This window comes from Halomonas citrativorans, from assembly GCF_900163645.1.
Classification (GTDB): Bacteria; Pseudomonadota; Gammaproteobacteria; order Pseudomonadales; family Halomonadaceae; genus Vreelandella; species Vreelandella citrativorans.
In genome coordinates this window covers 26,236-39,121 of sequence record NZ_FUKM01000046.1, presented here as the reverse complement: position 1 = coordinate 39,121, position 12,886 = coordinate 26,236, and the positions used below count along the sequence as shown (strand labels likewise).

General features: G+C 54.7%; 12 protein-coding genes and 2 tRNA genes. All 14 read left to right on the top strand.

Going from position 1 to position 12,886, the window contains the following annotated elements; all coding sequences use genetic code 11:
* The first annotated feature begins 128 nt into the window (after positions 1-128).
* Positions 129-2,147, top strand: a complete 2,019-nt coding sequence (gene ftsH, locus CZ787_RS09965; protein ID WP_087108707.1) for an ATP-dependent zinc metalloprotease FtsH — start codon at positions 129-131, stop codon at positions 2,145-2,147.
* 97 nt (positions 2,148-2,244) lie between these two features.
* On the top strand, positions 2,245-3,159 hold the full coding sequence (folP, locus tag CZ787_RS09960) for a dihydropteroate synthase (RefSeq protein ID WP_254908606.1): 915 nt from the start codon (positions 2,245-2,247) through the stop codon (positions 3,157-3,159).
* The gene (glmM, locus tag CZ787_RS09955) at positions 3,156-4,505 is read left to right on the top strand and encodes a phosphoglucosamine mutase (protein ID WP_087108703.1); all 1,350 of its coding nucleotides are present in this window, start codon (positions 3,156-3,158) and stop codon (positions 4,503-4,505) included. The genes folP and glmM overlap by 4 nt, the downstream gene beginning before the upstream one ends.
* Positions 4,506-4,583: 78 nt before the next feature.
* Positions 4,584-5,333, top strand: a complete 750-nt coding sequence (gene tpiA / locus CZ787_RS09950; RefSeq protein ID WP_087108701.1) for a triose-phosphate isomerase — start codon at positions 4,584-4,586, stop codon at positions 5,331-5,333.
* Positions 5,334-5,337: 4 nt separating this feature from the next.
* Positions 5,338-5,697, top strand: coding sequence for a preprotein translocase subunit SecG (gene secG / locus CZ787_RS09945; protein WP_087108699.1), 360 nt, complete (start codon positions 5,338-5,340; stop codon positions 5,695-5,697).
* Positions 5,698-5,731: 34 nt separating this feature from the next.
* A tRNA-Leu gene (locus CZ787_RS09940) sits at positions 5,732-5,818 on the top strand.
* Between the two features lie 152 nt (positions 5,819-5,970).
* A tRNA-Met gene (locus CZ787_RS09935) sits at positions 5,971-6,047 on the top strand.
* A gap of 307 nt (positions 6,048-6,354) precedes the next feature.
* On the top strand, positions 6,355-6,816 hold the full coding sequence (rimP, locus tag CZ787_RS09930; RefSeq protein ID WP_087108697.1) for a ribosome maturation factor RimP: 462 nt from the start codon (positions 6,355-6,357) through the stop codon (positions 6,814-6,816).
* 72 nt (positions 6,817-6,888) lie between these two features.
* Complete coding sequence (gene nusA, locus CZ787_RS09925) at positions 6,889-8,403, top strand: transcription termination factor NusA (protein WP_087108695.1); 1,515 nt, start codon at positions 6,889-6,891, stop codon at positions 8,401-8,403.
* Positions 8,404-8,430: 27 nt separating this feature from the next.
* Positions 8,431-10,962, top strand: coding sequence for a translation initiation factor IF-2 (gene infB / locus CZ787_RS09920; protein ID WP_087108693.1), 2,532 nt, complete (start codon positions 8,431-8,433; stop codon positions 10,960-10,962).
* Positions 10,963-10,980: 18 nt separating this feature from the next.
* Entirely contained in the window at positions 10,981-11,391 is a 411-nt protein-coding gene (rbfA, locus tag CZ787_RS09915; RefSeq protein WP_087108691.1) for a 30S ribosome-binding factor RbfA, read from the top strand.
* On the top strand, positions 11,391-12,311 hold the full coding sequence (gene truB, locus CZ787_RS09910) for a tRNA pseudouridine(55) synthase TruB (RefSeq protein WP_087108689.1): 921 nt from the start codon (positions 11,391-11,393) through the stop codon (positions 12,309-12,311). Before rbfA ends, truB begins: the two co-directional genes overlap by 1 nt.
* 8 nt (positions 12,312-12,319) lie before the next feature.
* Positions 12,320-12,460, top strand: a complete 141-nt coding sequence (locus CZ787_RS18840; protein ID WP_172117590.1) for a hypothetical protein — start codon at positions 12,320-12,322, stop codon at positions 12,458-12,460.
* 31 nt (positions 12,461-12,491) lie between these two features.
* Complete coding sequence (gene rpsO / locus CZ787_RS09905; protein ID WP_018917553.1) at positions 12,492-12,761, top strand: 30S ribosomal protein S15; 270 nt, start codon at positions 12,492-12,494, stop codon at positions 12,759-12,761.
* Positions 12,762-12,886: the final 125 nt, after the last annotated feature.

Here is a 12,886-nt window from a genome sequence, read left to right as displayed (position 1 = left end):
GCATGAGATAAGCGTGATACAGATGGCCCAAAGTTAATAGTGCTTTGGCAATGGTTGAACGCCAGGTACTGGTGTAAGGTCTCAGTATTGGCGTTTAACTGACGGATTCTTGTAATGAGGGTAGCCCCTTGAACGATATGGCGAAGAACCTGATCCTGTGGCTGGTCATCGCGGCTGTGCTACTGACAGTGTTCAACAATTTTAGTACCGAAAGTGCTCCCCAAAGCACCAACTACTCCCAGTTTGTGGAGCAGGTGCAAAATCAGCAGGTTCGTAGCGTTACCATTGATGGCTATACCATTAACGGTGAGCGTACGGACGGTTCGCAGTTCCAGACGATTCGTCCGGCGGCTGAAGATCCCAAGCTGATGGATGACCTGCTAAGCAATAGTGTAACGGTTGTGGGTAAAGCGCCAGAGCAGCAAAGCATCTGGACGCGCCTACTGATCGCAAGCTTTCCGATTCTGTTGATCCTGGCCATCTTTATGTTCTTTATGCGTCAGATGCAGGGTGGTGCTGGCGGCGGTAAAGGCGGCCCGATGAGCTTTGGCAAGTCCAAGGCCAAGCTGCTTTCTCAGGATCAGATCAAAACTACCTTTGCCGACGTAGCCGGCTGTGATGAAGCGAAAGAGGAAGTAGAAGAGCTCGTCGACTTCCTGCGTGATCCGACTAAATTTCAGCGCCTGGGCGGTACGATTCCTCGTGGTGTGTTGATGGTGGGCCCACCGGGAACCGGTAAAACACTGCTGGCAAAATCGATTTCCGGTGAAGCCAAGGTGCCGTTCTTCTCGATTTCTGGTTCCGACTTCGTTGAAATGTTTGTGGGTGTCGGTGCCTCGCGGGTGCGCGATATGTTCGAACAGGCCAAGAAGCAGTCACCCTGTATTATCTTTATCGATGAGATTGACGCGGTAGGTCGTTCACGCGGTGCCGGTATGGGCGGCGGTAATGATGAGCGTGAGCAGACGCTTAACCAACTGCTGGTTGAGATGGACGGCTTTGAAGCCAACGAAGGCGTTATCGTGATTGCCGCGACCAACCGTCCGGACGTACTTGACCCAGCGCTTCTGCGTCCGGGCCGTTTTGACCGTCAGGTGACCGTTGGCTTGCCGGATATCCGTGGCCGTGAGCATATTCTGGGCGTTCACCTGCGTAAGGTGCCGCTGGCTGAAGACGTTAAACCGTCGATTATTGCTCGTGGAACGCCAGGCTTCTCAGGTGCCGATTTGGCTAACCTGGTGAATGAGTCAGCGCTGTTCGCCGCGCGCCGTAACAAGCGCCTGGTCAGCATGGAAGAGCTGGAGCTTGCCAAAGACAAGATCATGATGGGCGCTGAGCGCAAATCGATGGTCATGACCGATAAAGAGAAGCTGAATACGGCTTATCACGAATCGGGCCATGCGATTATTGGCCTGGTGATGCCTGAGCACGATCCGGTCTACAAGGTAACGATTATTCCGCGCGGTCGGGCATTGGGTGTCACCATGTTCCTGCCCGAGGAAGACCGTTATAGCCTGTCGCGTCAGCAGATTCTTAGCCAGATTTGTTCGCTGTTCGGTGGTCGTATCGCCGAAGAGATGACGCTGGGAGCCAACGGTGTCACCACCGGTGCTTCTAATGACATCAAGCGCGCTACGGAACTGGCTCATAACATGGTCGCGAAATGGGGGCTGTCGGATGAGATGGGCCCGATCATGTACGACGAAGACGAGTCACACCAGTTCCTCGGCGGCCCGGGTCAGGGCGGCAGCAAGATGAAGTCGGGTGACACAACGACGCGTCTTGATAAAGAAATTCGTAAGATTATTGACGATTGTTATGAGCAGGCGCGTCAGATACTGACCGATAATCGCGATAAGCTGGAAGCCATGACCGAAGCGTTGATGAAGTACGAAACCATCGATGCCGACCAGTTGAAAGACATCATGGAAGGCCGTGATCCGCGTCCGCCGGAAGGCTGGAACGACGGTGATTCACCTGGCGGTGGTACGCCCGTTAGCGATGACGCACCGGCGGCGCAGAACGATTCATCGAACGCCACTGATCATGCGTCTGGTGGTAGTGCTTCAGGTGGTGAGGGTGATGAGGATGATGACAAGCCTCGCCGGCGCCCCTCTGACCCGCTAGGTGGTTCAACGGGTTCCTGATACGCTCCGGCCACTGCAAAGGCGCCCCAATATGGGGCGCCTTTTTGTTATGCTGTTATTCAGACAGTAGCAGTGCTTCTTTTTAATAGGTAGCCGCATGAAATCAATAATTGACCCCTCTTTATCACCCGCAATGAATGATAATGTGCACATGCGTTGCGGGCGCCATGTACTGGATCTCTCTTTTCCTCGCGTTATGGGGATTTTAAATGTTACGCCCGACTCTTTCTCTGATGGTGGTCGGCACGTAGCGCTGGATGACGCGCTGCGTCATGCCGAGCGTATGCTTGCCGAAGGTGCCGCGATTATTGATGTGGGCGGTGAGTCGACGCGCCCCGGGGCTGAGCCGCTAAGTGCTCAAGAGGAGCTTGATCGGGTCGCGCCGGTTGTTGAAGCGCTGGTTCGTGAGCTGGATGCGTTGGTGTCGGTCGATACCAGCTGCTCGCTGGTGATGCGCGAATCAAGTGCGCTTGGCGCCGGAATGATTAACGACGTGCGTGCGCTTGAGCGTGAAGATGCCTTAATGGCGGCCATTGGCAGCGGGCTTCCTGTCTGTTTAATGCACCGCCAGGGTGAGCCACAGGATATGCAGCATTCACCTTCTTATGACCAACCGGTGGAAGTGGCTGTCGCTGATTATCTGGCGCAGCGTGTAGCGGAGTGCGAGGCTGCTGGCCTTCGTCGCAGCCGTTTGCTGCTTGATCCAGGCTTTGGGTTTGGTAAAACGGTTGAACACAATTTGCGCCTGCTAAAATATATGGGTGCCCTGCAGGCGCTTGGTTTGCCGCTATTGGTTGGAATGTCGCGTAAGAGCATGATTGGCAAAGTGCTGGGGCGTCCGGTTGAAGAGCGTTTGGCGGGTGGTCTTGCGCTGTCTGCCATGGCCGTTGAACGTGGCGCTAAAATTCTACGCGTGCACGATGTAGGGCCGACGGTCGATGCCGTTAATATGGCCTGGGCGGTACTCCAGGAGGGGTGCGACATGCCGCTAAACGAGGAAAAACATTCATGACACGACGCTATTTTGGTACCGACGGGATTCGGGGTACGGTTGGACAAGCACCTATCACTGCCGATTTTATGCTCAAGCTTGGTTGGGCAGCGGGCCAGGTATTGCGCCGCGAAAAGGGGCGGACGCGGGTGTTGATTGGTAAAGATACGCGTATTTCAGGTTATATGTTTGAGTCGGCGTTAGAGGCTGGACTTTCGGCAGCAGGCGTTGATGTGTCGCTTTTGGGCCCGATGCCGACACCAGGTATTGCGTATCTCACCCGCACTTTTCGTGCCGATGCAGGGATCGTGATTTCAGCATCACATAATCCGTTTGATGATAACGGCATTAAGTTTTTCTCGGCAGAGGGCAAAAAGCTCCCCGATGAGACAGAAGATCGTATCGAAGCCATGCTGGAGGCGCCGTTAACGACCGCTGAAGCGGCCCAGCTGGGCAAGGCAACCCGGATTGGTGATGCCGCCGGTCGCTATATCGAGTTTTGCAAATCGACGCTGCCAGACCGCTTAAGCCTGCATGGGCTAAACGTTGTGCTGGATTGCTCCCACGGTGCGACCTATCACATTGCGCCAAACGTGTTTCGCGAGCTAGGCGCAGAGGTCAGCGTTATCGGCGCGTCACCTGACGGCTTGAATATTAACCATCAAGTAGGCTCTACGCATCCTGCGGCGCTACGTGCTGCGGTCATTCACCGGGGGGCCGATTTAGGCATCGCATTTGATGGTGATGGGGACCGCGTGCTGCTGGTGGATAGTGATGGCCGCGAAATTGATGGCGATGATATTCTCTATTTGATTGCCCGTGACCGTCATGAGCGAGGCCTGTTAGCAGGTGGCGTGGTAGGCACCTTAATGAGTAACTTTGGCCTTGCTGTCGCGCTTGAAAAGCTGGGTATCCCCTTTAAGCGTGCCAAGGTGGGCGATCGCTTTGTCATGGAAATGATGGCTGCTAACGAGTGGGAGTTGGGTGGCGAAGCGTCGGGACATATTGTATGCGGTCATGTGCAAACCACTGGTGACGGCATTGTCGCTGCTCTACAGGTGTTGGCATTGATGATCCGTGAGCAAACATCGTTGCCTGAATTACTGAAAGGGTTTGAGAAAGTCCCTCAGGCATTAGTGAATGTGCGCTTGCCCGCAGGAACCTTGGCGCATGATGTTATGGCATTAAGCACGCTACAGGATGCTGTTGCTGACGTTGAAAAACAGCTGGGTGATCAGGGGCGAGTGCTGTTGCGGCCCTCCGGCACTGAGCCATTGATACGCGTTATGGTAGAAGGCTGTGGTCACTTGAATGTCGAACAGTTGACTCAAGGGCTGGCTGATCGTGTTCAAGCCTTGCTCAAATAAGGCAGCTGTGCTTGTCAGCGGTTGTCTTGTCAAGGCCGCTCCTATACCATTTCGCTCCACCTTGAGTGAGGAGAGTTCATGCGTACGCCATTAATTGCCGGTAATTGGAAAATGAACGGGTCCGCTGCACTGATAAATGATTTTGGCAGCGCGTTTGCTGATGTCTCGTTACCTGCAGCCTTGGACGTTGTGCTTATTCCCCCCTTTCCATATCTGGACGCGGCGCGTCAGGCATTTCGCAATACACCGCTAACGCTAGGCGCCCAGACGCTCAATCCAGTCGAGTCTGGTGCGCATACGGGTGAAGTGAGCGGACGTATGCTCAAAGAGTTCGAGGTGTCGTACGTACTGGTGGGTCACTCCGAGCGTCGCGAGCTGTACCGTGAAAGCGATGAGCAGGTGTTTGATCGCTTATTGGCGGCGCTTGATAATGGTCTGACGCCCATTCTGTGTGTGGGTGAATCACTTGCCGAGCGTGATGCAGAAAAGACCATGGATGTGGTATTGCGCCAGGTAGGCTATGCGATGACGCGTTTAGCGCCCGAACAGCGCCAAGCGGTCGTGATTGCCTATGAACCCGTATGGGCGATTGGTACTGGGCGGACAGCAACGCCCGAGCAGGCGCAGGACGTAATGGCCGGAATTCGCGCCTACCTCGCAGAGTTTAGTACAGCGTTCGCTGAGCAGATGCGGTTGCTCTACGGCGGCAGTATGAACGCAAAAAATGCGGCTGAGCTACTTGCCCAGCCGGATATCGACGGCGGTTTAGTGGGCGGTGCTTCGCTCAAAACCGATGATTTCTACGCCATTTGTCAGTCAGCAGGATAACGCCATGCAAGTTGCAATTCTTATGGTCCACGTGGTGATTGCGGTCGCCCTGGTTGTATTGATCCTGCTTCAGCAGGGTAAAGGTGCCGAAGCTGGTGCCGCGTTTGGAGGTGGTGCCTCTCAAACGGTATTTGGCTCGCGCGGTAGCGGTAGCTTTCTATCGCGTACAACCGCAGTTCTGGCAGCAGGTTTTTTCGTAACCTCTATGGCGCTAGCGTACTTTGCAACGCAAGCAAGCCAGGCGCCGGAAGCGGGCATTCCTGATTCACGCCTGATCGAGCAACAGCAAAGCGTTCCAACGCTTGACGATAGCCCTGCAAGTGTGGATAATACCGCGCCAGTGCTAGAGGAAAGCAACGAGTAAATGCTTGATGTCGCTTTCTTTAGCCTCCCCTGATGCCGAAGTGGTGGAATTGGTAGACACGCTATCTTGAGGGGGTAGTGACCGTATGGTCGTGCGGGTTCAAGTCCCGCCTTCGGCACCATCTGTTTTGCTGGCTCGCCAGCTTCCCAGACTCTTTGTCAAACAACGTTCGTCAAAAAACGTTTTGATAAAGAAACCCAGGTTTAGCGCCTGAGACGAAAAGAGTTCTTGACGTAAGTGGTTCAAGTGTCTATTATCGTCGACCTAGATTGATGCGGGGTGGAGCAGTCTGGTAGCTCGTCGGGCTCATAACCCGAAGGTCATCGGTTCAAATCCGGTCCCCGCTACCATTTCCTGGTAACACGTTAGATAGGCGACTAGCCTGACAGATCATGGTAATGAAATGTCGATAAGGGTTAGCTGCTAAGTAGGTAAATCCTGCGTTGTGTTTCCTGGTTGGTATTACAGGTTTCTTATGAAAAGCCCCTTCCTGTGAAGGGGCTTTTTGTTAGCAAGCTTTTTGTTAACAAGCGTGTCTCAAGAGCGGATATCGTCCGAGTTGCCGGAGACACATTCCGGGTAACGCCAATCAGCCTCCTGGCTTCTCTAATAACTCCTGGCCAGGTGCCTGATGCAACGGCTATAGGAGCTTTGTCTGTGGCCACTAAACACGCAGCGCTACATGCGCTAATTGAACCTGTCGTCGCCGCCATGGGCTTTGAGCTATGGGGTGTCGACCATGTTTCCCAAGGCAAGCATTCGCGGTTGGTGATTTACATCGAAAGCGAAAGCGGTGTCAGTGTGGAAAATTGCGCTGATATTAGTCGCCAAGTCAGTGCTGTGATGGACGTGGAAGATCCCATTCCCGGTGAGTACCGGCTGGAAGTCTCTTCGCCCGGTATGGCACGCCCTTTATATACCCTGGATCAATTTACCCGCTATCAAGGCCACCATGTCGCACTTAAGCTGCGCGTGGCATTTGATGGACGGCGCAAATACCAGGGGCTCTTGGCAGGTGTCGAGGGTGATGAAGTACTGCTACAACTGGATGGCGAGGAGTTCTGCTTTCCGATTGAAAGCATTGATTCAGCGCACATCGTACCGCAGTTCGACGATTAACCGGGTGGCGGCGCTGCCGGCAGGCTGCCGGGGTGATGCACAAAAGGACAGGTTTTCTGGCGAGGCAAACGCATGAGTAAAGAAATTTTAATGGTCGTTGACGCGATCTCCAACGAAAAAGGCGTCCCCCGGGATGTCATCTTCGAGGCGGTAGAAGCGGCTCTTGCGAGTGCGTCACGCAAGCGTTTTGAAAATGAAGAAGCCAATGTGCGGGTGCGTATCGACCGCCGCACAGGGGAATACGACACCTTCCGCTACTGGACAGTCGTTGAAGATGACGAATTCGAAACGCCAGATTACGAAATCAAAGAGACCATCGCTGAGCAGCGCGACCCGCCTTTGAAGCTTGGCGACGTTGTCGAAAAGCAGATTGAAAACGCGATGTTTGGACGCATTGCCGCCCAAACCGCCAAGCAGGTCATCGTACAAAAAGTACGTGAAGCTGAGCGCGCTGAAGTGGTTCGCCAATATGCGGACCGTGAAGGCGAACTGGTGGCCGGTATTGTCAAAAAGACCACCCGTGACGGCCTGATTATTGATTTGGGCGAGAATGCTGAAGCCTTCTTGCCGCGCAATGAGATGATCCACGGCGAGCGTTACCGCATGAACGAGCGGGTTCGCGCACTGCTGGTTAAAGTTGACCCGGATGCACGGGGTGCCCAGCTGCAGCTGTCGCGTACCAACCCGGCGTTGATTATCGAGCTGTTTAAAATCGAAGTGCCTGAAATTGCTGAGCAGCTGATTGAAATTAAAGGGGCTGCGCGCGACCCCGGCTCACGTGCCAAAATTGCCGTTAAGACGAATGATCGCCGCATCGACCCGGTAGGGGCGTGTGTGGGTATGCGTGGTTCACGCGTTCAGGCTGTTTCGTCTGAGCTGCAAAATGAGCGTGTCGATATCGTGCTGTGGGACGACAATCCCGCCCAGCTGGTCATTAATGCCATGGCGCCCGCTGATGTTGGGTCTATCCTTGTCGACGAGGACGCCCATGCAATGGACGTGGCGGTTGCTCAAGATAACCTGGCACAGGCAATTGGTCGTAGTGGTCAAAACGTACGCTTGGCGTCAGAGCTTACCGGCTGGCGTATCAACGTGATGACCGAAGAAGAAGCCGAATCCAAGCGCGAGCAGGAAATTGACAGTCTGGTGGACACGTTCGTTCAGCAACTGGAAGTGGACGAAGACGTGGCTCGCCTGCTGGTCGAAGAAGGGTTTACCACCCTGGAAGAAGTTGCCTACGTGCCGCTTGAAGAAATGCTCGAGATCGAAGAGTTCGATGAAGATCTGGTTGAAGAGCTGCGTGCACGTGCGAAAGACGAGCTGCTGACGATGGCGATTGCCTCGGAAGAAGCGCTAGATGGTGCCCAACCAGCAGCAGATCTGCTGGAAATGGACGGCATGGAGCGCCATCTGGCCTTCATTCTGGCTAGCCGTGGCATTGTCACTATGGAAGATCTCGCCGAGCAGTCTGTCGACGATCTGGTCGATATCGAGGAGTTGGACGAAGCGCGCGCAGCGGCACTGATCATGACTGCCCGTGCGCCCTGGTTTGAAGACGATAACGCATCGGATTCGAACACACAGTAAACAGGTCACGGGCTGAGGAGGGTCACTATGTCAGATATGACAGTTAAAGATTTTGCAGTAAAGGTGGGCCGTGATGTGCCCCGCCTATTAGAACAGATGAAAGAAGCTGGCTTGAAGCACGCCTCTGAAGGCGATGCCGTGTCTGAGGAAGATAAGCAGAAACTGCTTGGCTTTTTGCAGAAAAGCCATGGTGGTGTTGCTGAAGCCGATCCGAGCAAAAACCGGATCACGCTGACTCGCAAAACACGCAGCCGCATCAATACCGGCGAACGCGGTAAAACGATTGAAGTGCAAGTACGTAAGAAAAAAACGTATGTTAAAAGCGCTGAAGAGAATAAGCCGAAAGTCGCTGAGCCCAAGCATTCAGGTCCGCGCCAGCTAGTGGGCGATATGGCCGAAGCTGAAGCCGAGCGTAAAGCGCGCGAAGCACGTGAAGCTGAAGAGAAAGCAGCGGCCGCTAAAGCGAAAGCAGCGGAAGACGCAGCGCGCAAAGAAGCCGAAGCAAAAGCTGCGGCTGAGCCTAAGCTTGAAGTGCCCGAGCTTCAGATCGACGATACGCCAGCGACAGATGATATGCCGCCGGCACCGCCGAAAGAAGGCCGTACCGACCGTCGTGCCGCACCGCCCAAGAAAGCTGTCGCGAAGAAAAAAGGTCGTGATGCTGAAGATGACCGTGGTGATCGCGAAGAGCGTAAGCGCGGCGGTGGCGCGAAGAAAGTAAAACGTGCCGAACGTCGTGGCGGCCGCCGTGGCCCAAGCCAGAGCGGCAATGGTAAGCACGGCTTTCAGAAGCCGACTCAGCCGATCGTACGTGAAGTATCGATCCCTGAGTCAATCAGCGTGGCTGAGCTTGCCGACAAAATGTCGATCAAGGCCAACGAAGTCATCAAGGCCATGTTTAACATGGGCGCGGCCGTGACCATCAACCAAACGATTGACCAGGATACAGCGGCCATCGTAGTGGAAGAGATGGGCCACAAGGTCAAGCTGGTGAAGGATGATGCGCTGGAAACGGAAATGCTTGAAGGCATCTCCTATGAAGGCGAAGAGATCACACGTTCTCCCGTCGTGACCGTTATGGGTCACGTTGACCACGGTAAAACCTCGCTACTTGACTACATTCGTCGTGCCAAAGTGGCCACCGGTGAAGCGGGTGGTATCACCCAGCATATCGGTGCCTATCACGTTGAAGACAATCACGGTGGCGTGACCTTCCTGGATACCCCTGGTCACGCGGCGTTTACCGCCATGCGTGCTCGTGGTGCCAAGGCAACCGACGTGGTTATCCTGGTGGTCGCTGCTGACGACGGCGTGATGCCCCAGACCATTGAGGCGATTGAGCACTCCAAGGCGGCTGAAGTACCCATGGTCGTTGCGGTGAACAAGATCGATAAAGTGGGTGTTGATTTTGACCGCATTCGTAACGAACTTTCGCAGCACGGCGTGATTTCCGAAGAGTGGGGCGGTGATACGCAGTTTGTACACGTTTCCGCTAAGACCGGTGACGGTATTGAAGAGCTGCTGGAAGCGATTCAGCTGGTTTCTGAAGTGCTTGAGCTGAAAGCAGTGCCGTCGGCACCTGGTAAAGGCGTTGTCGTTGAGTCGCGTCTTGACCGAGGTCGTGGCCCCGTTGCCACCGTGCTGGTTCAAAACGGTACGCTGCAGAAAGGCGATATCGTTCTGGCTGGCCTGCACTACGGCCGTGTACGTGCGCTGACCAACGAACTTGGCCTGCAGGTTGAGAGCGTCGGTCCTGCCATGCCCGTTGAGATTCAGGGCCTGGACGGTACGCCGGATGCAGGTGATGACTTCATGGTCGTGGCTGATGAGAAGAAAGCCCGCGAAGTGGCTAACTTCCGTCAAGGCAAGTACCGCGAAGTACGTCTGGCGCGTCAGCAGAAAGCCAAGCTTGAGAACATGTTTAGCCAGATGGGCCAGGATGAAGTGGCCAAGGTTAATATCGTTCTTAAAGCCGACGTACAAGGCTCTCTGGAGGCGATTAAAGGTGCTCTGGAAGAGCTCTCCACTGATGAAGTACAAGTGGCGGTGGTCTCTTCAGGTGTTGGTGGTATCACCGGTACCGACGCTAACCTGGCGCTGGCCTCTGAGGCGATCGTGGTCGGCTTTAACGTTCGCGCTGACGCCGCCGCTCGCGAGATTATTGAGCGTGAAGGCTTGGATCTGCGTTACTACAGCGTCATCTACCACTTGATCGATGAGGTCAAGCAGGCGATGAGCGGTATGCTCGCACCCGAGTGGAAAGAAGAGATCGTCGGTGTTGCCGAAGTGCGCGATGTGTTCCGTGCGCCGAAGATCGGTGCAGTGGCGGGTTGTATGGTCGTCGAAGGTTCCGTGTCCCGCAGCAAACGCATCCGCGTACTGCGTGACAACGTGGTCATCTACGAAGGCGAGCTCGAATCGCTGCGCCGCTTCAAGGACGACGTACAAGATGTACGTAACGGTATGGAGTGTGGCATCGGCGTGAAGAACTATAACGATGTCCAGGTCGGCGACAAGATCGAAGTCTTCGATCAAGTCAGAGTCGAGCGCAGCCTGTAAGGCCGCGAGGAGACAACCATGCGCGAATTTAAGCGTACCGACCGAGTAGCCGACCAGCTCCAAAAGGAGCTGGCGGTACTTATTCAACGCGAAGTGAAAGACCCGCGTTTGGGCATGATCACGGTAAGCGGCGTGACCGTTAGCCGTGATCTTGGCTACGCCGATATCCATGTCACCCTGCTGGGTGAGCAGGAGCCTGAGCGTATCAAGGAGAACCTGCAGGTGCTTAAGCGCGCCGCCGGATTTCTAAGAAGCCAGATTGCCAAACGTATTCAGCTACGCCATGTCCCTGAACTGCGTTTTCATTATGATGAGAGCGTGGTGCGTGGGCAGCACCTCTCTTCCCTGATTGAAGAGGCCGTATCGACTGACCGGGCTCGTCAAGCGGATGAAGAGGGTGACTCTGATCAAGGTGAGGAGACGCGCTAATGGCCCGTCGCCGTCGCGGTTTACCGGTCAATGGGGTATTGCTGCTGGATAAGCCCAAGGGTATTTCCAGCAACCATGCCTTGCAGCGTGTGCGTCGTTTGTTCGAGGCTCAAAAAGCCGGGCATACCGGCACGCTGGACCCCATGGCAACCGGTTTATTGCCGATTTGCCTGGGCGAGGCCACCAAGTTCTCCGCGCACCTGCTGGAAGCCGACAAGATGTATCGCACCCGCGTTGAGCTGGGTGTGATCACCGACACCGGTGATGCAGAAGGCACCGTGATTGAACGCCGCGATGTGCCGTCGTTAACAGCGGATGATGTCGAAGCCGCGATTGCGCGCTTTCGCGGCGAGATCGATCAGGTGCCGCCGATGTATTCGGCGCTCAAGCATCAGGGCAAAAAACTCTATGAGCTGGCCCGTGAGGGTAAGCAGGTAGAGCGTGCAGCGCGGCGGGTAAGCGTGTATGATGCGCGCCTGCTTGCGTTTGACGGCGAAGCCTTCGAGCTTGAAGTCACCTGCAGCAAGGGGACTTACATCCGTACGCTGGCCGAAGATATCGGTTTGGCGCTGGGGTGTGGTGCTCACATCAGTCAGCTCCGCAGGCTCAAAACCGGGCCTTTTACGGGCGATGCGATGTGGACCCTCGAAGCGCTTGAAGCATTGGCGGATCAGGCCTCGCGTGAGGCTGAATTAATGCCCGCTGATGTGCTGGTGGATCACCTGCCGACGCTTGAGGTGGACGAAACGGCTTACGGGCGCTTAGCCCACGGTCAATCGGTCAACTTGAGTATTGGTACGCTAGCCCCCGATGCATTGGCAAGACTTTATTATGCCGAGACGTTTATCGGCCTCGGTGTTGTAAAAGGTGCTCAGGAAGTAGCGCCCAAGCGACTGTTAAGTACCGTCGCTATCTCGTAAGAGTCCGGGTGAAACGTTGCAAGGATGTGACGATTTACGCGAAAATAGCACTTGAAATAGTACTGGAAACGGTACTTGAAATAGTGCTGGAAACAGTACGTCGAAAAGAGTCGCCTGAGACTGCAAATATGCGTGGTCTCACCCATTAAATTTTAGGCATATTGCTTACTGGAGAGACAGATGGCATTAACCGCTGAAACGAAAGCCGAAATCGTCAACGAATACGGCCGCGGCGATAACGATACCGGTTCCCCTGAAGTACAGGTTGCACTGCTGAGCGCCAACATCAATGGCCTGCAGGACCACTTCAAAACCAACAAGCAGGATCACCACTCGCGTCGTGGTCTGATCCGCATGGTAAACCAGCGTCGTAAACTGCTGGACTACCTGAAGCGTAAAGATTTCGAACGCTATCAGTCTCTGATCCAGCGTTTAGGTCTGCGCCGCTAAGTTATTGTTGGCGAAGATTGAGAAACGGGCAGCTCCTTGTGAGCTGCCCGTTTTGCGTTGAGACATATACCATTGATAGTACATTTTAATGTGCGGTTTTCCGTACATGTATAGGTGACTGCTTG

Excerpts from the sequence above, each read along its gene's own strand:
- folP (WP_254908606.1), top strand. The coding sequence starts at position 2,245 with ATGAAATCAATAATTGACCCCTCTTTATCACCCGCAATGAATGATAAT.
- glmM (WP_087108703.1), top strand. The coding sequence starts at position 3,156 with ATGACACGACGCTATTTTGGTACCGACGGGATTCGGGGTACGGTTGGA.
- tpiA (WP_087108701.1), top strand. The coding sequence starts at position 4,584 with ATGCGTACGCCATTAATTGCCGGTAATTGGAAAATGAACGGGTCCGCT.
- secG (WP_087108699.1), top strand. The coding sequence starts at position 5,338 with ATGCAAGTTGCAATTCTTATGGTCCACGTGGTGATTGCGGTCGCCCTG.
- nusA (WP_087108695.1), top strand. The coding sequence starts at position 6,889 with ATGAGTAAAGAAATTTTAATGGTCGTTGACGCGATCTCCAACGAAAAA.
- infB (WP_087108693.1), top strand. The coding sequence starts at position 8,431 with ATGTCAGATATGACAGTTAAAGATTTTGCAGTAAAGGTGGGCCGTGAT.
- rbfA (WP_087108691.1), top strand. The coding sequence starts at position 10,981 with ATGCGCGAATTTAAGCGTACCGACCGAGTAGCCGACCAGCTCCAAAAG.
- truB (WP_087108689.1), top strand. The coding sequence starts at position 11,391 with ATGGCCCGTCGCCGTCGCGGTTTACCGGTCAATGGGGTATTGCTGCTG.
- rpsO (WP_018917553.1), top strand. The coding sequence starts at position 12,492 with ATGGCATTAACCGCTGAAACGAAAGCCGAAATCGTCAACGAATACGGC.